This window comes from Clostridium sp. DMHC 10, assembly GCF_001270375.1.
GTDB classification, from domain to species: Bacteria; Bacillota; Clostridia; order Clostridiales; family Clostridiaceae; genus Clostridium_S; species Clostridium_S guangxiense.
In genome coordinates, this window is sequence record NZ_LGVB01000015.1 from 1,423,462 (window position 1) to 1,444,324 (window position 20,863).

The following is a 20,863-nucleotide window of genomic DNA, read 5'->3' on the forward strand; positions in this document are numbered from 1 at the left end:
TTATATTTTAGCTCATATGCCTCATCTTTTTTTTTTCCTGCGAAAAATAACTTTTTTATATTCTTCTATCCATTCCAAAATATTTTACTCCTTAATATAAATTAATATTTAGTTTTTCCATAATCAACTTATATTATTAATTTGAGCTATATTTCAAAACAAAAAAAGCGGAAATGATAATCATCTCCACTTTTTTTTTAATTAAAACATAGCCTTAATTAAATTTCTCTTAAAAGCTTTTCCACAACTAAAGGTTCCTTCATCGCAGAGGACATTATAGCCACACCTTTAGCACCCGCTTCAATTACATCTCTTACATTTTTTTCACTAATGCCTCCAATGGCAATTACAGGCACAGCTACTTTAGCCGCAATTTTCCTAATATAATCTAATCCTTTTCCTTTTAGTCCCGGTTTACAGACTGTTTCATATACATTCCCGCAAAGCAAATATGCTGCACCATTTTTTTCAGCTTTAATTGCTTCTTCCAAGCTATGAACTGATACTCCTATTTTTATATCGACTTTTTCTTGTCTCATAAAATTCTCAAAGCCCATATGATAGGCATAGGCCTTAATTTCTTCAGCTACCCTTAAATTTCCATTAACAATTAGCCTTGCATCGTATTTATCCGCAGCAACTTTTATTTTGCAAGCTAGTTCATAAAGTTCATTGTATTTAAGATCTTTCTCCCTCAAAATTATATTTTTAGCACCATATTCAAGTGCTTTTTCAAGCCTATCACATAAATTTCCGTTCACCACTAATTTTCTATTTGTAACAACATATATCATAGCGCATTTTCAAAATCCTTAAACACTGGATTATATCCTAATTTTTTTATAGAACTATAAACTTCCATAACACTTCTTTTATCATTGGTGTCGAACTGTCCTTCTCCTTTATCCTTACAAGAATGTCCTCCAACTTCTGTTGATACTCCCGCAGACATTTTTGTCACCCCTATAGGTATAAGACTATCTCTAAATTTTGCTGGTTCCCTTGTAGTTATATTTGTACCTGCTCGTGGCAAAAACAACTTATATGCTAAAATAACTTGTACAATATTTTTATCGTTTACCTCATATATGTCATTAAAGCTTCCTGCATGAGGTCTTATTCTTGGTGCAGACATTGACATTTCAACACTTGGAAACTTATCTTGTATATATGCTGCATGAAGTCCTGTAAAAAATGCTTCACTTCTCCATTTGTACAGTCCTAAAAGTGCTCCTGTTCCTATAGAGCGAATTCCTGCCTTACACACTCTTTCAGGTGCATCAAGTCTAAATTTAAAATTCTTTTTAGGTCCACTTAAATGAACTTTATCGTATTTTTCTTCATTATAAGTTTCCTGATAAATTGTAAGACTGTCTGCTCCTGCATCAACAAGTTCCCTGTATTCCTCAACTTCTAGAGGATATATTTCTATACATATAGAGCTGAAGTATTTCTTTAATATTTTTATAGCATCTCTTATATATGATACTGGTGTATGAACCTTTGATTCTCCTGTTAAAACTATTATATTTCTCATGCCAGATTCGTGTATAGCTTTAGCTTCTTTCTCAATTTCTTCAAAGGTAAGCTGTTTTCTCGCTATTTTATTTCTTACATTATAACCACAGTATGCACATCCATTTACACAATAGTTTGCAATATACATTGGTGTGTACAGTACAACTGTCTTCCCAAAATTTCTTAAGGACAATTTTCTGGCCTTTTGTGCTAAAGGCTCTAGATACCTTTCTGCTGCTGGAGATAAAAGCCTTAAAAAATCCATTTCATCTAAGTTATCCTTACATAAAATATTTTCTATATCATTGTCCTTTACTCTAGAAAAAAATCTTCAAAGTTAAAATTCTTATATTGTTGTAATTTTTCATAAAAACTCATTTTCTCACCTTCTATCTTAAAAATCCTGTAAGTGGTGATGAAGCTTCAGCATATTCTCTTTCAGCACCAAGTTTCGCTGTGTATGCTTTTCTTCCTGCTTCAACTGCAAGCGAAAATGCTTCTGCCATTAAAACAGGATTATCAGCTGTTGCTATAGCTGTGTTTACGAGAACAGCATCAGCTCCCATTTCCATAGCAAGTGCTGCATCTGATGGTTTACCGATTCCTGCATCAACAACTATAGGCACTTCATTTATTTCTTCTATTAAAATTTTTATCATTTCCTTAGTTCTAAGTCCTCTATTGGTGCCAATAGGCGCTCCCAGTGGCATTACAGCAGCTGCACCTATATTCACAAGTCTTCTAGCATCCATTAAATCAGGATTTATATATGGAAGTACTACAAATCCCTCCTTTGCAAGTGCTTCTGTTGCCTTTATAGTTTCATAATTATCTGGAAGTAAGTATTTATTATCTGAGATAACTTCTATTTTAATCCAATTTCCACATCCTGCTGCCTTTGCAATTCTAGCAAGCCTTATTGCTTCTTCTGCATTTCTAGCCCCCGATGTATTTGGCAAAAGTATTAAATTCTTATTTACAAAATTAAGTATATTATCACTTTCTGCCGAAGTTGTATCTACCCTTCTAAGTGCAACGGTTATAACTTCTGCATTTGACTTTTTCATAATTTCCGGAATTATTTCATTTGAACTAAGCTTTCCTGTGCCAATAAAAAGCCTATTTTTAAGCTTAGTTCCACCTATAATAAGTTCATCCATTTATTAAAAACCTCCGTTTTCATTCTTCATTCATTATTATTCTGAGCACTGCATTTGCCTCATGATTTGCTGCAATAGATACTCTTGGTGCCATAAGTCCTACGCCTGGTTTAGCTTCATTTTCCATATCACCAACCAAGTAGAAATTTTTATTTACCTTTTTTGTTCGTATTGTATTACTTGAAAAATATCCCGCCATGCCAGAAGCACATATAATTTTCTTATCTCTCATCTTTGTAAGCACCGCATTTGTAAGTACTGCTTTAGAAACTGGATTATCAAAAGCTTCAATAATTATATCCACATTTTTAAAAATATCTACTGCATTATTTTTATTTATAAATGTATCCAACGTATCTACTTCTACAAATGGATTGCACCAAGATATTACTTCCTTTAAGGCCTCTACTTTCTTCATTCCAATGTGCTTTATAAAATACTGCTGCCTATTTAAATTGCTCGGTTCAACCACATCAAAATCCACTAATAAAAGTTTTCCTACTCCAACTCTTGCAAGTGACACAGCAGCATTTGAACCAAGTCCTCCAAGTCCTGCAATCCCTATAGAAAACTTTTTAATTTTATTATGAACCTCAGGGGTGTGTCTTGCCATAAGCTGCGCTTCCATTTCATCTTTACTTGGAATTTCACCTTTTTTTATAAATACTATGCAATCTCCATCTTTAAGCTTAATGTCATTTTTCATTATGAAACCATTATAAACAATAACATCAGCATCTTCTTTTATTTCATTCTTAAGACTAAAAAGCATAGTTTCATAAGGAATGTCCTTCAATTTTTCATTCACGCAAATTTTCACTTAGCCGCCCCCAACAAATCTTATTACTTCTACTTTTGAGGATGTACACAGCATTTTTTTATCATATTCATTTCTATCTACTATTTCCATGTCTACTTCTACAACTACTCTATCTTTGTCAACATTAATTTCATTTAATAATTGTGTAACAGTAATACCTTCTTTAAAATTAATTTCTTTACCATTTACTAACAAAGTACCACCTCACTTATTTTTGGAAATAAAAAAAGAGAAACAAAACTGTTTCCCTCATAATCTACTACTTTCATATTATAAATACACAAACTCTGCGCAGAATTTCATGTTAAATATGAACTACCTACTCTCCCTACGTTGGCATTATCCAAATCAGGTTATGAGGGTCTGGAATCACATTCCACTCTCAGCCTGTCTACAGGCTCCCCAGTTAAAATATTAAATTTTACCTTTTTAATTTATCACATTAAGAAAAAAATTGCAAATATATATAAAGTGAAACACGAAACATTACTACAATATTTTAGAATATTGTATCATAAATTATAATGTGTTAATATTTGTATAACAATTACAATCACACATAATATAAAAATAAAAATCATTCAACATTAAAGGAGGAAATAATATGATTAGTTTTGGTACAAAATCTGAAACACTTGAACATTTATCTAAAGTTATTACTAACGCTAAAATTATTCCTCAAATACGTTTAACAGTAAGTGAATGGATTAACAATAGTCAAAAAATAATTGATTTAGTAAAAGAAAAGAATTGGATTGATATTCCTTTAATAGTAAGAAGCAGTTCCATATCTGAAGATAATTCAATCCATTCATTAGCCGGTTGCTTTCTCTCAGTACCTAACGTCATTGGTGAAAATCAAATATGCACCGCAATTTTGAAAGTTATAAAATCTTATAAATATTTAAATTTAAAAGATCAATTTTTCATTCAACCTATGCTAAAAAATGTAAAAATGAGTGGTGTTGCTTTTAGTAAAGATCCTAATTCTTGTGGTGACTATATAGTTATAAACTATGATGATTACACATATGCTACAGATTCAGTCACCGCTGGTAAAACTAATAACTTAAAAACATTTTATTATTACAAATATTCAAAAATAGTTCCTAATATAGATAAAAATCTTCTTAAAATTATAAATTTAATTAAAGAACTTGAAACTTTGTTTTCTACAGATTCACTGGATATTGAATTTGCATTCGATGCCACTTATAATTTATACCTTTTTCAAGTAAGACCTCTTATTGTAAGCTTAACTAATCAGAATAATAAAAACAAGAAATTTATTTACGAATTAAGACAAAAAATATCTCAACTGAATTCAAGACATCCTTATTTATACGGAGATAAAACTATTTATGGTGTAATGGCTGATTGGAATCCTGCTGAAATCATAGGTATTAGACCCAAACCATTAGCATTATCCCTTTATAAAAAAATTATTACAGATGAAATTTGGGCATATCAAAGAAATAAATATGGATATAAGAATGTTATAGGTTTTCCATTATTAATGGATTTTTACGGACTACCGTATATAGACTTGCGAATAAGCTTCAACTCATTTTTACCAGCGAATTTGTCAAAAAACTTGTGTGAAAAACTGGTTAACTATTATATAAACTCGCTTATAAAATTTCCTAACTACCATGATAAAATAGAATTTAAAATAGTATTCTCATGCTACACATTTGATACAGAAAAAAAGCTTAATGATCTCTTATGTAAAGGATTTAATGAGAATGAATGTAAGGAATTAAGTGATAGTCTTCAAAAGCTAACCAATAACATTATAAGCGGAAGTGATCAACTATGGAAAAATGATATAAAAAAAATTATGGAATTAAAAAAACGTAGAGAATTAATTTACAATAGCAATTTAGACATAATCTCTAAAATATATTGGTTACTTAAAGATTGTAGTATATATGGTGCTCTACCATTTGCAGGATTAGCACGATGTGGATTTATAGCCATGGAATTACTAAATTCTATTGTTAATAATGGAATTTTGTCCCAATATGAATATCAAGGTTTTATGAAATCACTTAATACTGTAGGTTCTAAAATTAGATATGACTTTAATCATATAAGTAAACAAGAATTTTTAAATAAATATGGCCATTTAAGACCAGGAACATATGATATTCTTTCTTTGCGATATGATGAAAATCCTGAATTATATTTTGATTGGAATACTTCAAATAATAGCAAAAATTATAATAATACAAATTTTCAGTTATCTTCAAATCAAATATCTAAAATAAATAAACTATTAAAAAAGTATAATTTAAATTGCAATTGTATAGAATTATTTGATTTTATTAAAAGTTCTATAGAATTTAGAGAATATTCAAAATTTATATTTACTCATAATTTAAGTGATGCCCTTTCACTATTTAAACAGCTTGGTTCGAAAAATGATTTTACAGTTGAAGACTGTTCATACGCAAATATTAATTGCATAAATGAATTATATTCATCGAATAAAAATATAAAATTAACTCTAGCTAATAGTATAAGCGAAGGTAAAAAAACATATAAAATTACAAAACAAGTTATACTTCCTTCACTTATAGTAAATTGTGATGACATTTTAGCGTTTCATGTTCCAAAATCAGAACCTAATTTTATTACGCAAAAGTCAGTGATATCAAAAATTAAAAATATAGATAATTCTAGAGAAAATCTTAAAAATAGCATACTAATGATTCCTAATGCAGATCCAGGATATGATTGGATATTTTTGCATGACATTGCTGGATTTATCACAATGTATGGTGGAATAAATTCTCATATGGCAATCAGAGCTGGTGAACTCGGCATTCCTGCAATTATAGGTGCTGGTGAAACTCTATATAAGAAATGGTCTACTGCAAATCTCCTAAAAATAGATTGTGCTAATAAACAAGTCACTATAATTAGATGAAGTTTGCAACTTGAAACACGTAAAGTCAAAAACAAATATATCCTGATAAATTTGTTTTTGACTCAGAGTACAAATCACAGAGTACAAAGTACAGTGAAGGTGGATTTACCTTTCGCTTCTCTTAGGTAAATCTTAGAACTTAATAGTATCAGCTGCGCTGAACACTATATTTTATGTCATGCGCAAGCATTAAGTTTTAGATTTTTTGAAGCGATAGCGTAGAAAAATCATCCTTCACCGTACTCTGTCATCTGTACTTTGTACTCTGCTCTAAAGGTAGTTTTCTACTACCATCCATTTTACAGCATCCAAAAGATTTTTAGCTAAATAATCAATTTGCATGTTTTCTTCATGCTTTTTGTTTGCTTTTAAAGAATTAATTCCAACACCAGTTCTTACTAATATTTTATGTGAATCTACCTTTTCAGCTGCCTGCATATCACTTAATCTATCACCAATCACCATACATTCTGAAAAATCCAATTTGTATTCAGTTGATGCTTTTAAAAGTAATCCTGCTTCAGGTTTTCTACAATTACAATGTTCTTTAGGACTATGAGGGCATATATATGCATTATCCAATCCAAAACCTAACAACTCCTCTACAAAACTCCCCATTGTAGCTTTTCCAAGTGAAATTCCAGGTTGATTAGTAAATGCAAAAATTTTAACTTTATGACGTTTAAGTATTTTAAAAGCCTCTCTTGTAAATGAATATAACTTAAAGTCACCAGGATAAATTACTTCGCTGCCTCCTCCCATAGTTCCATCTCTATCAATAAATACCGCTTTAATTTTATTTCCCATAACCGCAACCTCATTATTAGCATATTTTTAAACTATCTATTTTTACATAGAAAAATGATCAATTATATTTCCATGTATAATTTAACTTGCAAATATATGTTAATTGTAATAATTTCATTTTGTTTACACTTATTATTATATTACAATCCGTCCCTATAATCTATACTTTTAATATTATTATATTAATATATGTAATTTGATATATTTATTTAGGTTATTTTATTAATTTAAAATTTTACGAAAAGATTCTATATCTACTGAATATAATATTTTTTATGATATAATATTAAAAAACATCTCTATAGGAGTTAACTATGAATACAAATGATAGAATAAATTTAATACTTCATAATGATAAATTTAATGAATATCTCAGTAAAAATAAAAGTTTAGAAAAATATAGAAAATTTTGCCATCACAACCTGAATCATTTTCTAGATGTTGCTAGGATTGCATATATAATATCATTTGAAGAAAAGCTAAATTTGAAAAAAGACATAATCTATGCTGCCGCACTTTTACACGACATTGGCAAATGGCAGCAGTACGAAAGTGGTATTCCACACAATGATGCAAGTGCAAAACTTGCTGTGGAAATTTTAAAAGCTTCTAATTTTGATGAAGCTGAAATAATTTTAATAACTGATGCGATAAAAAATCACAGAAAAAAAACTGAAGTTTCAACTTTAAGTTCACTACTTTATAAAAGCGATAAGCTCTCAAGGAAATGCTTCAACTGTAAAGCGATTAAAGAATGTAATTGGAATGATGATAAAAAAAATTTTAATATAACATATTGAGGTGAAAGCATGCTAATTGGAAATAAAAATTTTATTATAGGAAAAAGAACTTACATAATGGGAATTTTAAATGTAACACCTGACTCCTTCTCTGATGGAGGAAAATTTAACAATATAGAGTCAGCTCTAAAACATGCAAAAGAAATGATTGATGAAGGTGCAGATATAATAGACATTGGAGGAGAATCTACAAGACCAAATCATACTCCTGTTGCCCTAGAAGATGAAATTAAAAGAGTCGTTCCTGTAATTGAAGCTCTATCTAAAGAATTTCATATTCCTATATCCATAGATACTTACAAGGGTAAAACTGCAGAACTTGCAATAAAAGCCGGAGCTCATCTTATAAACGATGTGTGGGGTTTTAAAAAGGATCCTTATATAGCAGAAGTTGCTGCAAAATATGATGTTCCATGCTGCCTCATGCACAATAGAGACAACAGCACCTATAAAAATTTAGTTGAGGACGTAATAAATGATCTTGGAAAAAGCATAACCATAGCTTTAAACGCTGGAGTCAGAAAAGAAAACATAATTGTAGATCCTGGTATTGGATTTGCAAAGAATTTTAATGAAAATCTTATTTTAATGAATAATCTTGAAAAGCTTAAAGTTCTTGGTTATCCTATTCTCTTAGGTACATCAAGAAAATCCACCATAGGTAAAATACTTGACTTACCGCCAGAAGAAAGAGTTGAAGGAACGGCAGCCACATCCGTTATAGGTGTAATGAAGGGCTGTGATTTTGTAAGAGTTCACGATGTCCTTGAAAACAAAAGAGAATGCATGGTTGCTGATGCCATAGTAAGGAGATAATAGCTTGGATAAAATAATTATAAAGGATTTAGAAGTATTTGCACATCATGGTGTTTTAAAAGAAGAGAAAAGTTTAGGTCAAAAATTTTTTATTATCTTTCGAGCTTCTGCTAGATTTAAAGAAAGCTGGTACTACAGATAACTTAAACGAAACAGTAAATTATGCAAAGCTTTGTACAGAACTTGAAAACGAGTTTAAAAGGAAAAAATATGACCTTATAGAAACTGCTGCTGAAAAAACTGCTGAATTTATTTTGCTTAATTACAATATTATAAAAACTGTAAAAGTAACTTTAAAAAAACCATGGGCTCCAATCTTAAAACCTGTTGACTATGTTGCTGTTCAAATAGAACGCTCCTGGCACACTGTATATATTGCCCTCGGTTCTAATCTGGGTGACAAAAATAAAAATTTAAATGAAGCATTAAATTTAATTGATGAAAATCACTTATGCCACATAAACAGGGCTTCAAATTTTTATGAGACTACACCTGTAGGTTATTTAGATCAAGATGATTTCTTAAATGGAGCTGCTGAAATTAAAACTTTAATGTCACCTCTAGAATTAATGAATTTTCTTCTTGAAGTTGAAAAAAAACTTAAAAGAGAAAGAAAAATACACTGGGGACCAAGAACAATCGATTTAGACATACTTTTATACGATGATATTGTAACAGAGGATGAACACATAATAATTCCTCATCCAAGAATGCATGAAAGACTTTTCGTGTTAGACCCCTTATGCGATATAGCTCCGTACAAGGTTCATCCTTTATTAAATAAGCGAATAATTGACATAAAAAATGAACTAAAAAAAACAATGCGAAAATAAGAGCAATATTAAAAGCTTGGGAAGAATATCATAAACACCAACATTTTTAATTGCTACATCATTTAATGCAGATATTTGTATACAATGAAATACCACCTAAAGTAGAATATTCTCTTACTAACACTAGAAAAAGTCTTGTTTCAATTTTATAAAATCTCTCGGAATGGGCACATGAATATAAATGACAATGCCTGTAATATTTTTTATTAAAAAGAGCAGTCCTTATGAAAAGATTTTACGTACCTATGGTAAAAAATAATTTTAATCACTTCACATTATCATACTTATCTAAGCTATATTTCTTTATTAATGCTATAAGTTTTTTGGCATAATCTGGATCTGTAGCATAACCAGCCGCTTGAATTGCTTCTGCCTGCTCCGTATAATTACTTGCTTTAAACACTCCATGCTGCTCATAGGTACTATTTTGCTTTAAAAAAATTTGTATGATCTTCAATACTTTCATCCCAATTATCGTAAGAGCGAAATGTTGACATTACAACCACCTCAGAACCCTTATAATGTTCTTTTGTTGGCATTTTTATAGTTTTGCCTGTCCATTTATAAGCTTTTATACCAAACAAATTATTAGCTTTCCTCGTTAATTTGGAATTACCAGTATTGCTCTCAAGCATTGCTTGTGCTAAAGTAATTGATGCAAATATTTTATGCTTTCTATAAGTTTGCTCAGCATAAGGCGCAATGGTACTAATAAATTGTTTTTTTGAAATTACAGCGTTATCTGGTTTTATATTTAACCTTTTATTATATGAATTATTAACTAAAAGACATAATACTGAAACTAAAATAATAAGTATTATAATTACTCTTATAGTTTTAGTTTTAATTTTTGCTCTCTTATTTAAACCTAACTTAGAATTCATCATAATCTACCATCATCCCCTTAAATATCAATATACTTAACAACACTTTAAAAAATGATATTAATAAAGGTTCTCATATTGCTCATTTTAAAATATATAGTGAAACTAGCTCAACTACAAACTATATCTGCACCATAATGCCCAGAAGACATCATTTTGGTACAGATAAATTTCAAGTTTCAGGATCATTTATCTATAATTGTACCATATGTACTATATACCATTCAATCAAACTAATATCTAATGAATTTCAATTTACTTACTTTTCTAATTATATCACTTGTTAAGGAAAAAATACTTGCGACTATTTTTTTACAAAAAATTTATATTATATACGTTTACGTAAGCGATTTCAATAGTTTTTATATAATATTAACGTTTTATTTACAAATTATTAATTATTAATTAATAATATGAAACGATTTCCGTTTTGCATTTTTATTTAATTTGCCATATTATAAATGTGTAAAAAAATTAATAAGAACATTTAAAATTTGTAGGAGGATGATTATATGAAAAAATTTATTAAAGAATTATTTAGTGTTGAAAACATTAAGATGTCTCTGTTAATGTCTAGTTTATCCAATAATCCAGATCCTTTAGTAATTCGTTACTTAAATGAACACAAAAGCTTAAACAATAGTGTTAATAAAAACTCAAGTGATAAAAAGGCTGCATAAGTTTGTATAAACAAAGCATATGCAGCCTTTTTATATTTATAAATCTTTTATGTACCATACATCACAAGCATAATGTTCGGTTTCAATTAAAGGCTTGTCTAATTGAATAAATCCACTCTTTTTATAAAACTTGTTAGCGGCAGCCATATTTTCAAAGGTTTCAAGATAACATTTTTTATAGTATTGTCTAGCAAATTCTAAGGCTATATCAAGCAACTTCTTTGCAATTCCGCTGCCTCTTACTTCCTTAAAAGAATACATTTTTTGCAATTCACACACATTTTCTGCCCCAACCAGTGGACCAATACCACAGCCAGCTACTACTTTATTATCTTTTTCTACAACCCAATATTTAGACTTTTCATTTTGATATACCTCATAAAAACATCCTAAATTAGGATCAGTCCAAGCACAACCTGGCTTATTTGCATCAAATTCTATTAAACAAGTTCTAATAAGTGACTCAACTTCTTTATTATCTTTTTTTTCTATTTCTCTTATTAACACAATTTTTCCTCCGTTATGCTTTTTATATTGATTATACCTTGTTTTTAATAATTTTTCACTAAGTTTAAGAAAAAATTTACAGAATATATTATTAGCAATTATAATCTTTATGTTTTAAACTGATTATACCATTGTACTTTCTATCCATTTATACTTACCATCTTCTTTAATTTTAGACTTTGTTTTAAATAAGTGTTAATTTTTGCACTTTTTCAATCAATATTGTTCTTATCTTGATTTAAATATTGACATAGTTTATATAACATGCTATGCTGAACATGTTCAAACCATATTCAGTTTTATACATAAGGAGGTATACTATGAATTCAAATGATGACAATGCTAAAGATAAAATAATAAAAATAACCATGGATATGTTAAATGAGGTTGACGAGCCAGATAAAATAACAGTACGCCAAATTGCACAGCGTGCAAATGTAGGTATTGGATTAATCAACTATCATTTTCAATCGAAGGAAAACTTACTTTTCAAAGCTGTTTCTGATACTATGAGCACGCTTGCAAAAGAGCTGCAGAAATCAAAAGATGGAAAACCAGAAAATCCAGTTGAAAAGTTAAAATTAATGCTCAAAGAACTTGTAGATTTCGCTATACGCTACAATAAACTCAGTCTAATATTAGTATCACATACCATACAACAAGGAAATATGGAAGTTCCACTTTATTTAGTTCCAATATTAAAAGATATATATGGAAGCGCAAAAGATGAAATAGAAATAAGAATAATTGCTCTAGAAATAGTTTCAACACTTCAAGTTGCTTATATGAATTCTCAAAAATTTCAGTTGTACATTGGCATGGACATTAACAATAAATTGCAAAGAGACAAACTTATTGATACTGTGATAAATAGCATAATAAAAAAATAATGGAGGTTTTTTAATGAAAACTATATCTTTAATAACAGGACTATTAACTATCCTTCTTCTTCTATCAACATTAATCTGTGGCTTATGGATTAAATCTAAAGGACTTACAAACGATGCTGGTTCCCTAGCCTTTCATACAAAAATAGGAGCTACAGCTGTTATATTTGGAACACTTTCTGCTATTCTTCTAATTATACAAGTAATAAAACATTAATTACGTTATAGAAGCATTCATTATGAAAATATTAGTGGTCATAGGAAGTCCGAAAGGAAAAGGAAATACCTACAGCGTAACAAAAAAAGTTGAAGAAGAAATTAAAAATTTTAATAAAAACGTTGAATTTGAATATCTAGTACTTAAAGATACTAATTTTCAAACCTGCCGTGGTTGTTACCAATGCCTAAAAAATGGCGAACAGTATTGCCCCATTAAAGATAATCGGCAGCAAATTGAAAATAAAATGATGGATGCGAATGGTGTAATATTTGCTACACCCGTATATGTTTATAACGTCTCTTGGGTTATGAAAAACTTCTTAGATCGCTTTGCATATATTTGCCACCGTCCGCGCTTTCATGGTAAACATGCTATGGTCATTGCAACTACTGGAGCAGTTGGCTTAAACCTCGTATTGCAACTTCTTTCATTTGAAATAGGAACATGGGGATTTTCAGTAACACAAAAACTTGGAAAATAAGTATTTTATTTTCCAAAGTTAGGATCATCTAAAATATCTTGATACATTTTAATGTATTTATCTGGTCTAAAATCTGTTCCATCAACTGCTTCATTATACTTGTACAAAAATCTCGTTGCTAAACCTAAATCAATGGTTTCTGTATACATTTTTTCCTGATCAGCACCTTTTTCATTGAACGGCAAGCCTGTATAATAATGTACCTGCCAGGTTTCTCTTGCAGGACCCATTATGCTGCTGCCGCCCCAAAAATAATTATCTACATCTAAACCACATAAATTTGCTGAAGCAATAAAAATTCCATTTGTTATACAATTAGCTTCTAAATTCGTTCTTGCAAGGCTTGGTCCATGACAATGTGCATATGCAGTACTGTTTATATATAATCTAGCTCCTTTAGCTGCATAATAACGTGTCATTTCCGGGAAGCAGTATGAATCATAACAAATTGCCAAGCCAATTGGTCCCCATGGAGTATCCAAAAGCATTGGCTTGTCTCCCCTAACTGCCCAATTTGGTTCCGGTGTTGGAAGATGCATTTTTCTGTAAGAACCATATAAACCTTCTGGAGTAAACACGGCAAGTGAATTGTATATCTTACTTGCATCGTCTTTATCTCTTTCTGGCATTCCTAAAACAACATACATTCCAAGCTTCTTTGCTAAAGCTTCAATTTCATCTGTCGATGGTCCCGGAATTGTTTCTGCGAGCTTAGTTTGCATCTTTTCAGCTTTTGGAGTTGATGCTATATCATCATAGCTTGTAAGACTCATTTCTGGAAAAACAATAAAATTAGAGCCTTTCTTTGCAGCAGCTTCTATATACCCCTTAATTCTATTTAGATTTGTTTCTTTGTCTCCCCATACAGCATTAAAATTTACAACTGACAATGTGATTATATCCTTATACATAAAAATCCTCCTAAGTTTTTTATTTTCATTTACTTAATATTACTTTTCACGCATAATTTTATCAAACACCAAAAGTCAGCTTATTTTAATGTTTTTAGCAATTTTATTAATATAATCAGTATTTATTTGCTAATTTGTCAAATTTAATTACGATTTTATCCTTTTTTAATATTTTCAAAAAGTTTTATATTAAAATACAATGCAAATAATGCAAGAATAATAAAACTCAAACCTTTTGTTACAATTTCTCCAATTGATAATTTTATTCCTGCTGACAACTCAAATACAGTTTGAATTGGGATCATCATTCCAACAATCATGCAAAGCATTAATAAGCTTTCCAATAAAACATATCCTAATCCATTTCTATTTTTAACTGAAATAAACAAATAAACATAAGTGGTGCAAGTATTCCAATATCTAAAACATATGTTATTTCTGTAGTATAAACTTCTATAAGGCTTAAGGAAGATTTTGCAATTAATGAAGTTATAATATCAGGAAGCCATGCAGCAATAAGTGCAGCTCCTGATAAAGCTAAAAATATATAAATTCCTTTGTATGGTAATGATTTAACTATTAATATATCCTTCATATGTATACTTGTAATTGAAACTATTAATCCAAATAAACTAGAAGAAAAAAGAGCAATATACACTAAATCAAGTATATTATAAGTTATACCAAAAGCTATACTTGCAGAGTAGTACATAAATACGGAAATAATTCCTGTTAGAAATAACCTATTTTTTAATGTTTTTTTCTTAGCATCAAGTATTAAAGCTATTATTAACATTGGTATTGCCACGCAAAGAATTGTAAAATCCGTTCCACGTGCTGTTGCTGCTTTAAATAATGAATCTCTTGCGTACAAACCATTTCCATACATTTTAACCGTATTTCCATATTGATTTACAAAATTAAATGCTTTCCCACTCGTTTTATATAAGAGACCTACTGCTGATGTTACAGTGCTTAAAATAATAATAAGGAGGGTAATTATATAAAGACTTTTTTCATTATTCTTAGCCATATCCTAATCTCTCCTAAGCTTTTGTATTCATTTTGGCTGCAAATTCATCAATATTGTGCTCTTTTAAATTTAAGATATCCTTGTTTGTCTTACATATATGTTTAATAATAAATCTCTCAAAAAATTCATGGATTTAAATATAAAACTTCCCCCAAAATCTCCCTTAGCTGAAGCTCTATCTTTAAGCTTTTGTGGAAAAGATTGTTCTATAAATGAATTAATTTTATCTTCATCACTCATACCACATACAAATAATCCTATTTTTTTCTTACTTAACTCCTGTAGATTTTTTTCACAAAACTCCTTTACTTCCTTCATAATTTGACCCATATAGATTGGACCACCGATAATAACGCTGTCATAGTGCTCCAGTTTTGTATCTTTCTTCTCTCTCAAATTAAGTATATCAAAATTATCATCTAGCTGCTTCGAAAGTCTCATTACACATTTTGCTGTAAAATCATGCTTAGTAACATAAACAATTAATGTACTCATAATATCACTCCATTAATTTATATTAAACACACATTTTTTATTAAACACTGTTTAATATATCATATCAATATATTATATGAATGTCAAAGAAAACATATTAAAGAAATAGTATAAATATAGTTTGTAGGGGAGCTAATTTCACTCTAATTGCTCATAAACATATTTACATAAAAAATGAGCATACATAAATTTACTCTACGTATACTCCTGCTTGATTTCAATTTTAAATAGAAATTATTTTCTTATTATCCTAATCTAAATTTATATTATGCATTTTCAATTCTTATTAGCCATTCATTAACCAAAGCATTAAATAATTCTTCCTGCTCTACATGTAAATTATGGCCTCCCCTATCAAGCACCGTAAAAGTTGCCCTCGAAAAATTATCTAATATGCTCCATGCATCTTTATATCCAACGCAAGAGTCCTGTTTTCCCAAAATTATAAGTACTGGTTTCTCAAACTTCCTGTTCAATTTATCTACATCAAAAGAAAAATTATATCCATTTTGTTTAAATCTCTCTAAAAAATCATGATCTGCTGCCTTTACTCCTAATAATATTTCTTCCTTATATCTATTATAGATTTCTTCAGTTTGAACTACTAAATCGTCACCCAAATCATTAATTTCTTGCTCTGATAAACGTGACATAAAATCATTGTCCTTCACTAAAACAACAGTTTCTGGCACATTACGTTTTTTACTATCTGGTACTATAACAGGACAAATTAATAAAAGCCCATCTACTCTACTTTGCATTTTTTTAATTATTCCTCTTGATAAATATCCCCCATAAGATTGACCAGCAATCAAAAAATTTTCATTTGGAATAATTTTTTCTATAAACTCAATTACTATATCTAACATAATATCAGCGTTTTTAATCCAATCAGCAGTTTCCGATCTTCCCATTCCAGGCAAATCTATATATATTCTCTTATAATTCTTTTTATTTAAAAATGCCTTCTCCATGCAACCAGTCATAAGCCTATGATCTACTGAATAACCATGTATCATAAGAATTGGTTTTCCTTCTCCAATCACTTCATAGTTAAGAGATATATCTTTTATTTTACATTCCATTTTATTCACTCCTCTTATACTGTATGATTCAATTTTCAACTCCAAATTAGATAAATTTACAATTAATTATTGTTTCATAATTTATTATACAATTCCTCTATAGCTTATTTCCATTATTGTTATACAGTAGGTTGTGAAAAAAGGTATTCTATAGGTTTTACTACACCAAGCATAAAGCATTATGCGCGGCCCGTAAAAAAGAATACCTATATTTTCACATTCTCCTACATACTACCATGATAACATATTATAGTCTCTATATCATATTCTTTAAGTTTCTTCAAGGAATTTATATATAATTTCATATCAAAATTAATTGTCAAAAACATTTAATTATATCTCCCATGTTCCTAATGGAATGGTATTTAAGGCTATTCCACCACAAAAATATGAAAGTATATATTCCTATAAAATAAGTTCATGCTTTATTTTTATGTTATTATATAATATAGAAACAGAGAACAAAGTACAAATGACAGAGTATAGTAAATGTTGATTTTCCTTCATTTCATTATGGAAAATCTAAAGAAACTGGCACCAACATTAAGTTTTAAAATTTTCTGCCACAGCAGAAAATTAACCTTCACTCTACTCTGTACTCTCTAGCCTTTACTCTAAATATTTCTAAATTACTTGTAAAATCTTAAATTTAATGTAATTTCACTATTACATAATAAATATGAAACGCGGGGTGCAAGAATGAAAGTATTACTTATTAATGGAAGTCCTCATGCTAAAGGTTGTACTTATACTGCTTTATGCGAGGTTGCAAAAGAATTAGAAAAAGAAAACATAGAAACAGAAATTTTTCAAGTTGGAAACAAACCTATAAGAGGCTGCATAGGATGTGGTGGATGCTCTAAGACAGATAATAAATGCGTATTCGACGATGATACCGTAAATGCTGCTCTTGAAAAAGCTAAAGACTGTGATGGCTTTATATTTGGTTCCCCTGTACATTATGCTGCTGCTTCTGGTGCTTTAACATCTTTTTTAGATAGACTCTTTTATGCAGGCGATTTTTGGGCATATAAACCTGGCGCTGCTGTTGTAAGCTGCCGTCGTGGCGGTGCTGCTTCAGCTTTTGATCAAATAAATAAATATTTTACCATTGCAAACATGCCTGTTGTGTCTTCTCAATACTGGAACATGATACATGGAAACAATCCAGAAGAAGTAAAACAAGATTTAGAAGGAATGCAAACGATGAGAACATTAGGCAAAAACATGGCTTGGCTTTTGAAATCAATTGAAGCTGGTAAAAAAGCAGGGATTAAGCTTCCTGAAAAAGAAACAACAGTTAGAACTAATTTTATACGCTAACATCTAAAATAAAGCTGCCAAATGAGGCAGTTTTATTTTATAAATTCAAAATTAAACCAATAATAATCAAACCTGTAAGGTTATCAAAAATATTTCCGATAATAATTACATGGTTATCACAATTATCTAACTTTATAGGAGGTATTTTTATGATAATTGGTCATAATTTAAATGCTAGTAAAGCATTATTTTATTTAAATATAAATCAAAAACATATGCAAAATGCAATGCTTAGGTTGAGTTCAGGCAAAAGAATAAATAGTGCAGCTGATGATGCTGCTGGTCTTACAATATCTCAGCATATGCAAGCTCAAATTAATTCTCTAAATATGGCTACTAAAAATTCACAGGATACTATTTCTCTGCTTAATACTGCTGAAGGCGGATTATCTGAAACTCAAGCTATACTCCAAAGAATGAATGAACTTGCTACTCAAGCTGCCAATGATACAAATTCAACCTTAGATAGAAATGCCATAAAGGATGAACTTTCAGAATTAGGAAAGGAAATAGATCATATATCTAAATCAATAAATTTTAATGGTATAAATCTATTAGGTTCTTCTGGAAACTTAACATTCCAAATTGGAGCAACATCAAACGCTTATGACTCTCTTGGTTTAAATTTATCTTCCTTTAATATTGGTTCTTATCTTAGTAGTATAGCAGATAATACTGGTTTAAATGTTGATAGTTCTAATACTGCCCGTGCATCTATGTCCTTAATTCAAAATGCAATTAATTCCGTGTCATCTTCTAGAAGTATAATAGGTGCTTATGAAAATAGACTAAACTATACAATAGACAACTTAAACTCTGAAGCAGAAAATTTAACAGCGGCAGAATCTAGAATTACCGATGCAGATATGGCTAAAGAAATGATGGAATACTCCAAATATAGTATTCTTCAACAAGTTGCTCAAGCCATGATGCTCAATCTATGCATAATGAACCAGATAGTGTATTAAAATTGCTAGATTCTCTTTAAAATTATAGAATAATATATTGTTCTATAATTTTAATACTGCATTTTTCATTAAGATTGACTCTGATTTTTCCCCTACATTCTTTGAAATCTTGCTATTATTTCAGCCTGAATATAGGAAAATATATGACCTATATGAAGCTTTCCACTTAATGTTGGCGAAGGTGAGACCTCCGTGGCACCACATAAATTTATACATGTATACACACTCAATAGTACGGGCATTACCATTATTAATATATGTTATTAACAGAAAATTTTAGCTTACTTAAAATCTTCGTATAAACCTCATATGGTATAAATAAATTATTATCTTTTCCAGTTCCAAGCCTTATTTCTGGTCTATTTGCCCCGTGATAATCAGTTCCACCAGAAAATATCAAATCATATTTTTCAATCAAATAATCAAGGAATTCGTAGTCAGCTTTATTAAATGAAGGATAGTATCTTTCAACTCCATCTAAGCCTACACTGATTAAATATTTTATCTCTTTTTCTATTTCATCATTATTAAGTTTAGCAAAGCCTATGTATTTATTATAGTGAGCTAAGAAAGATAACCCTCCTGCACTTTTTACAATTCTAATAGCAGTTTCTGCTTCCATTAATTCATCTTCACCATATGGAATTGGATCCAAGTACTTGTCCCAAATTTCCTGAGCTGTACTGCATAGTTTATTTCTAATAAAATATCTATAAATATCATATCTATCTAGATATTTTTCAAAAGCTTTTTCTCTTAACTCTTCTACACTTATATCTATTCCTTTATCTTTTATTGTAGTTAAAATATATTCTACTCCTCTGTCCCTAGCTTTCTTCATTTTGTTATACTCATATAAAAATTCTTCATTTTTTAGGATCAATCCCTATTCCTAAAATATGAAGTATTCTTCCCCCTTATACAAAGAGCTTATCTCTATTCCATTTAAAAACTCTATATTGTTATCTTTCGCCGCTGCAGCAGCCTCTTTTAATCCGCCTATATTATCGTGATCTGTAAGTGCTACTGCTTTAATCTTTTCCAAAGCAGCAGTTTCCATCAATTGTCTCGGAGTGCTGGCTCCATCAGAAACATTAGTATGGGTATGCAAATCTATTTTATAATCCATATAACCACCTCAATTCTTACAATTTATATAAGCAACTTGGAAGATTAAAATTAGCATTATCAAATTCATCCCGACAAACTAGAATTTGTGAAGTAACAATGCTTCGTCGCGTTAAAAAAGATTCTATAAATCTAAGGTTCAAAAATCATAAAATACTAAGATATTTCAATAACTCGCTGAGAAAATGCTCAAACAGATTGAAATATCTAAGCATTTTACAACTTTTGAACCAAGATTTATTAGAATTTTTTTAAATCGTTCCTTCAGCATTGTTACTTCACTCCCACGGTAGTGCAAGGAAAAAATTCCTCCGTACCTACGGAATTTTGGCGTGAATCTTTATAGTTCATTATTTAAACAATTTATCACTATTTTTATTGTAAAATCTCGCTAATAGTGTATTTTTCGTAGAGAATATAAATTAATAAATAATAATAAATAAAATTCTTGTAAAATGGTAATAATAATAATATAATTATTGTATAGTGAATTGAGCAAATTGGAAAGTAAATTCTACAATTTGGATAATTCACTTTCCAATTTACAGAATTAGACATAATAAAAACAGGGTGTT

General features: G+C 29.7%; 25 protein-coding genes, 2 pseudogenes and 1 riboswitch. Of the genes and pseudogenes, 11 read left to right on the top strand and 16 right to left on the bottom strand.

Features of this window, described 5'->3' with window-relative positions; genetic code table 11:
- Positions 1 to 218 precede the first annotated feature (218 nt).
- From AGR56_RS08845 to thiS, 5 genes and pseudogenes are all read right to left on the bottom strand, one after another.
- The gene (locus tag AGR56_RS08845; RefSeq protein ID WP_053241949.1) at positions 219 to 794 is read right to left on the bottom strand and encodes a thiamine phosphate synthase; all 576 of its coding nucleotides are present in this window, start codon (positions 792 to 794) and stop codon (positions 219 to 221) included.
- Positions 791 to 1,896: pseudogene (gene thiH, locus AGR56_RS08850) on the bottom strand (2-iminoacetate synthase ThiH). Before thiH ends, AGR56_RS08845 begins: the two are co-directional and overlap by 4 nt.
- A gap of 11 nt (positions 1,897 to 1,907) precedes the next feature.
- Entirely contained in the window at positions 1,908 to 2,678 is a 771-nt protein-coding gene (locus tag AGR56_RS08855; RefSeq protein WP_053241950.1) for a thiazole synthase, read from the bottom strand.
- Between the two features lie 19 nt (positions 2,679 to 2,697).
- Entirely contained in the window at positions 2,698 to 3,498 is an 801-nt protein-coding gene (thiF, locus tag AGR56_RS08860; RefSeq protein ID WP_053241951.1) for a sulfur carrier protein ThiS adenylyltransferase ThiF, read from the bottom strand.
- Positions 3,499 to 3,693 (bottom strand): sulfur carrier protein ThiS, encoded by a 195-nt coding sequence (gene thiS / locus AGR56_RS08865; protein ID WP_053241952.1) that lies wholly within the window; start codon positions 3,691 to 3,693, stop codon positions 3,499 to 3,501.
- 112 nt (positions 3,694 to 3,805) lie between these two features.
- Positions 3,806 to 3,913: riboswitch (TPP riboswitch) on the bottom strand.
- 189 nt (positions 3,914 to 4,102) lie between these two features.
- Between thiS and AGR56_RS08870 the strand changes: the two genes are divergently transcribed.
- Positions 4,103 to 6,430: a PEP/pyruvate-binding domain-containing protein gene (locus AGR56_RS08870; protein ID WP_053241953.1), complete on the top strand. Its 2,328-nt coding sequence runs from the start codon at positions 4,103 to 4,105 to the stop codon at positions 6,428 to 6,430.
- A 270-nt stretch (positions 6,431 to 6,700) separates the two neighbouring features.
- Here the strand turns inward: AGR56_RS08870 and AGR56_RS08875 are convergent, their stop codons facing one another.
- Entirely contained in the window at positions 6,701 to 7,237 is a 537-nt protein-coding gene (locus tag AGR56_RS08875) for an HAD-IIIA family hydrolase (protein ID WP_053241954.1), read from the bottom strand.
- A gap of 314 nt (positions 7,238 to 7,551) precedes the next feature.
- Between AGR56_RS08875 and AGR56_RS08880 the strand changes: the two genes are divergently transcribed.
- From AGR56_RS08880 to AGR56_RS20185, 4 genes and pseudogenes are all read left to right on the top strand, one after another.
- Positions 7,552 to 8,037 carry an HD domain-containing protein gene (locus AGR56_RS08880; RefSeq protein WP_053241955.1) on the top strand — a complete coding sequence of 162 codons (486 nt, stop codon included), beginning with the start codon at positions 7,552 to 7,554 and terminating at the stop codon, positions 8,035 to 8,037.
- Positions 8,038 to 8,046: 9 nt separating this feature from the next.
- Positions 8,047 to 8,853 (top strand): dihydropteroate synthase, encoded by an 807-nt coding sequence (folP, locus tag AGR56_RS08885; RefSeq protein ID WP_053241956.1) that lies wholly within the window; start codon positions 8,047 to 8,049, stop codon positions 8,851 to 8,853.
- A gap of 4 nt (positions 8,854 to 8,857) precedes the next feature.
- Positions 8,858 to 9,686, top strand: a pseudogene (gene folK / locus AGR56_RS08890) (2-amino-4-hydroxy-6-hydroxymethyldihydropteridine diphosphokinase).
- A gap of 65 nt (positions 9,687 to 9,751) precedes the next feature.
- On the top strand, positions 9,752 to 9,838 hold the full coding sequence (locus tag AGR56_RS20185; RefSeq protein WP_157055814.1) for a winged helix-turn-helix transcriptional regulator: 87 nt from the start codon (positions 9,752 to 9,754) through the stop codon (positions 9,836 to 9,838).
- 113 nt (positions 9,839 to 9,951) lie between these two features.
- Here the strand turns inward: AGR56_RS20185 and AGR56_RS21690 are convergent, their stop codons facing one another.
- Positions 9,952 to 10,143 carry a glucosaminidase domain-containing protein gene (locus AGR56_RS21690; protein WP_053241957.1) on the bottom strand — a complete coding sequence of 64 codons (192 nt, stop codon included), beginning with the start codon at positions 10,141 to 10,143 and terminating at the stop codon, positions 9,952 to 9,954.
- Positions 10,109 to 10,573 (bottom strand): glucosaminidase domain-containing protein, encoded by a 465-nt coding sequence (locus AGR56_RS08900; RefSeq protein WP_053241958.1) that lies wholly within the window; start codon positions 10,571 to 10,573, stop codon positions 10,109 to 10,111. The genes AGR56_RS21690 and AGR56_RS08900 overlap by 35 nt, the downstream gene beginning before the upstream one ends.
- A 509-nt stretch (positions 10,574 to 11,082) precedes the next feature.
- Between AGR56_RS08900 and AGR56_RS20190 the strand changes: the two genes are divergently transcribed.
- Entirely contained in the window at positions 11,083 to 11,250 is a 168-nt protein-coding gene (locus tag AGR56_RS20190) for a hypothetical protein (protein WP_157055716.1), read from the top strand.
- Between the two features lie 36 nt (positions 11,251 to 11,286).
- Here the strand turns inward: AGR56_RS20190 and AGR56_RS08905 are convergent, their stop codons facing one another.
- Positions 11,287 to 11,757 (bottom strand): GNAT family N-acetyltransferase, encoded by a 471-nt coding sequence (locus tag AGR56_RS08905; RefSeq protein ID WP_053241959.1) that lies wholly within the window; start codon positions 11,755 to 11,757, stop codon positions 11,287 to 11,289.
- Positions 11,758 to 12,077: 320 nt separating this feature from the next.
- Here AGR56_RS08905 and AGR56_RS08910 point away from each other — a divergent pair, with 320 nt between their 5' ends.
- Genes AGR56_RS08910 through AGR56_RS08920 form a run of 3 tightly spaced genes read left to right on the top strand, consistent with a single transcriptional unit; the run spans position 12,078 to position 13,345 of the window.
- Positions 12,078 to 12,647, top strand: a complete 570-nt coding sequence (locus AGR56_RS08910; RefSeq protein WP_053241960.1) for a TetR/AcrR family transcriptional regulator — start codon at positions 12,078 to 12,080, stop codon at positions 12,645 to 12,647.
- Positions 12,648 to 12,660: 13 nt separating this feature from the next.
- Positions 12,661 to 12,861: a hypothetical protein gene (locus tag AGR56_RS08915; protein WP_053241961.1), complete on the top strand. Its 201-nt coding sequence runs from the start codon at positions 12,661 to 12,663 to the stop codon at positions 12,859 to 12,861.
- A 22-nt stretch (positions 12,862 to 12,883) separates the two neighbouring features.
- On the top strand, positions 12,884 to 13,345 hold the full coding sequence (locus AGR56_RS08920; protein ID WP_053241962.1) for a flavodoxin family protein: 462 nt from the start codon (positions 12,884 to 12,886) through the stop codon (positions 13,343 to 13,345).
- 5 nt (positions 13,346 to 13,350) lie between these two features.
- On the opposite strand, the gene AGR56_RS08925 is transcribed toward AGR56_RS08920, so the two are convergent.
- The 5 genes from AGR56_RS08925 to AGR56_RS08940 all read right to left on the bottom strand — a co-directional run bounded on the left by AGR56_RS08925 (position 13,351) and on the right by AGR56_RS08940 (position 16,869).
- A complete protein-coding gene (locus AGR56_RS08925; protein ID WP_053241963.1) occupies positions 13,351 to 14,256 on the bottom strand; it encodes a carbon-nitrogen hydrolase family protein in 906 nt (301 codons plus the stop codon).
- 155 nt (positions 14,257 to 14,411) lie between these two features.
- The gene (locus AGR56_RS21695) at positions 14,412 to 14,600 is read right to left on the bottom strand and encodes a hypothetical protein (protein ID WP_242851381.1); all 189 of its coding nucleotides are present in this window, start codon (positions 14,598 to 14,600) and stop codon (positions 14,412 to 14,414) included.
- An 11-nt stretch (positions 14,601 to 14,611) separates the two neighbouring features.
- A complete protein-coding gene (locus tag AGR56_RS08930) occupies positions 14,612 to 15,289 on the bottom strand; it encodes a hypothetical protein (protein WP_242851382.1) in 678 nt (225 codons plus the stop codon).
- 69 nt (positions 15,290 to 15,358) lie between these two features.
- Entirely contained in the window at positions 15,359 to 15,784 is a 426-nt protein-coding gene (locus tag AGR56_RS08935) for a flavodoxin domain-containing protein (RefSeq protein ID WP_053241964.1), read from the bottom strand.
- A 266-nt stretch (positions 15,785 to 16,050) separates the two neighbouring features.
- The gene (locus AGR56_RS08940) at positions 16,051 to 16,869 is read right to left on the bottom strand and encodes an alpha/beta hydrolase (protein ID WP_053241965.1); all 819 of its coding nucleotides are present in this window, start codon (positions 16,867 to 16,869) and stop codon (positions 16,051 to 16,053) included.
- A gap of 699 nt (positions 16,870 to 17,568) precedes the next feature.
- Here AGR56_RS08940 and AGR56_RS08945 point away from each other — a divergent pair.
- Together AGR56_RS08945 and AGR56_RS08950 are read left to right on the top strand one after the other, a co-directional pair.
- A complete protein-coding gene (locus tag AGR56_RS08945; protein WP_053241966.1) occupies positions 17,569 to 18,192 on the top strand; it encodes a flavodoxin family protein in 624 nt (207 codons plus the stop codon).
- A 149-nt stretch (positions 18,193 to 18,341) separates the two neighbouring features.
- Positions 18,342 to 19,160, top strand: coding sequence for a flagellin (locus AGR56_RS08950; RefSeq protein WP_084756925.1), 819 nt, complete (start codon positions 18,342 to 18,344; stop codon positions 19,158 to 19,160).
- A gap of 250 nt (positions 19,161 to 19,410) precedes the next feature.
- On the opposite strand, the gene AGR56_RS08955 is transcribed toward AGR56_RS08950, so the two are convergent.
- Together AGR56_RS08955 and AGR56_RS21700 are read right to left on the bottom strand one after the other, a co-directional pair.
- Positions 19,411 to 20,001 (bottom strand): hypothetical protein, encoded by a 591-nt coding sequence (locus AGR56_RS08955; protein WP_242851383.1) that lies wholly within the window; start codon positions 19,999 to 20,001, stop codon positions 19,411 to 19,413.
- A 51-nt stretch (positions 20,002 to 20,052) separates the two neighbouring features.
- On the bottom strand, positions 20,053 to 20,289 hold the full coding sequence (locus AGR56_RS21700; protein WP_242851384.1) for a PHP domain-containing protein: 237 nt from the start codon (positions 20,287 to 20,289) through the stop codon (positions 20,053 to 20,055).
- Between the last annotated feature and the right edge of the window lie 574 nt (positions 20,290 to 20,863).

What these genes read in the sequence shown, in the direction of transcription:
- AGR56_RS08845 (WP_053241949.1), bottom strand. Translation starts at nt 794, where the DNA reads ATGATATATGTTGTTACAAATAGAAAATTAGTGGTGAACGGAAATTTA.
- AGR56_RS08855 (WP_053241950.1), bottom strand. Translation starts at nt 2,678, where the DNA reads ATGGATGAACTTATTATAGGTGGAACTAAGCTTAAAAATAGGCTTTTT.
- AGR56_RS08870 (WP_053241953.1), top strand. Translation starts at nt 4,103, where the DNA reads ATGATTAGTTTTGGTACAAAATCTGAAACACTTGAACATTTATCTAAA.
- AGR56_RS08875 (WP_053241954.1), bottom strand. Translation starts at nt 7,237, where the DNA reads ATGGGAAATAAAATTAAAGCGGTATTTATTGATAGAGATGGAACTATG.
- AGR56_RS08880 (WP_053241955.1), top strand. Translation starts at nt 7,552, where the DNA reads ATGAATACAAATGATAGAATAAATTTAATACTTCATAATGATAAATTT.
- folP (WP_053241956.1), top strand. Translation starts at nt 8,047, where the DNA reads ATGCTAATTGGAAATAAAAATTTTATTATAGGAAAAAGAACTTACATA.
- AGR56_RS20185 (WP_157055814.1), top strand. Translation starts at nt 9,752, where the DNA reads ATGCAGATATTTGTATACAATGAAATACCACCTAAAGTAGAATATTCT.
- AGR56_RS08900 (WP_053241958.1), bottom strand. Translation starts at nt 10,573, where the DNA reads ATGATGAATTCTAAGTTAGGTTTAAATAAGAGAGCAAAAATTAAAACT.
- AGR56_RS20190 (WP_157055716.1), top strand. Translation starts at nt 11,083, where the DNA reads ATGAAAAAATTTATTAAAGAATTATTTAGTGTTGAAAACATTAAGATG.
- AGR56_RS08910 (WP_053241960.1), top strand. Translation starts at nt 12,078, where the DNA reads ATGAATTCAAATGATGACAATGCTAAAGATAAAATAATAAAAATAACC.
- AGR56_RS08915 (WP_053241961.1), top strand. Translation starts at nt 12,661, where the DNA reads ATGAAAACTATATCTTTAATAACAGGACTATTAACTATCCTTCTTCTT.
- AGR56_RS08920 (WP_053241962.1), top strand. Translation starts at nt 12,884, where the DNA reads ATGAAAATATTAGTGGTCATAGGAAGTCCGAAAGGAAAAGGAAATACC.
- AGR56_RS08925 (WP_053241963.1), bottom strand. Translation starts at nt 14,256, where the DNA reads ATGTATAAGGATATAATCACATTGTCAGTTGTAAATTTTAATGCTGTA.
- AGR56_RS08930 (WP_242851382.1), bottom strand. Translation starts at nt 15,289, where the DNA reads ATGGCTAAGAATAATGAAAAAAGTCTTTATATAATTACCCTCCTTATT.
- AGR56_RS08935 (WP_053241964.1), bottom strand. Translation starts at nt 15,784, where the DNA reads ATGAGTACATTAATTGTTTATGTTACTAAGCATGATTTTACAGCAAAA.
- AGR56_RS08940 (WP_053241965.1), bottom strand. Translation starts at nt 16,869, where the DNA reads ATGGAATGTAAAATAAAAGATATATCTCTTAACTATGAAGTGATTGGA.
- AGR56_RS08945 (WP_053241966.1), top strand. Translation starts at nt 17,569, where the DNA reads ATGAAAGTATTACTTATTAATGGAAGTCCTCATGCTAAAGGTTGTACT.
- AGR56_RS08950 (WP_084756925.1), top strand. Translation starts at nt 18,342, where the DNA reads ATGATAATTGGTCATAATTTAAATGCTAGTAAAGCATTATTTTATTTA.
- AGR56_RS08955 (WP_242851383.1), bottom strand. Translation starts at nt 20,001, where the DNA reads ATGAAGAAAGCTAGGGACAGAGGAGTAGAATATATTTTAACTACAATA.
- AGR56_RS21700 (WP_242851384.1), bottom strand. Translation starts at nt 20,289, where the DNA reads ATGGATTATAAAATAGATTTGCATACCCATACTAATGTTTCTGATGGA.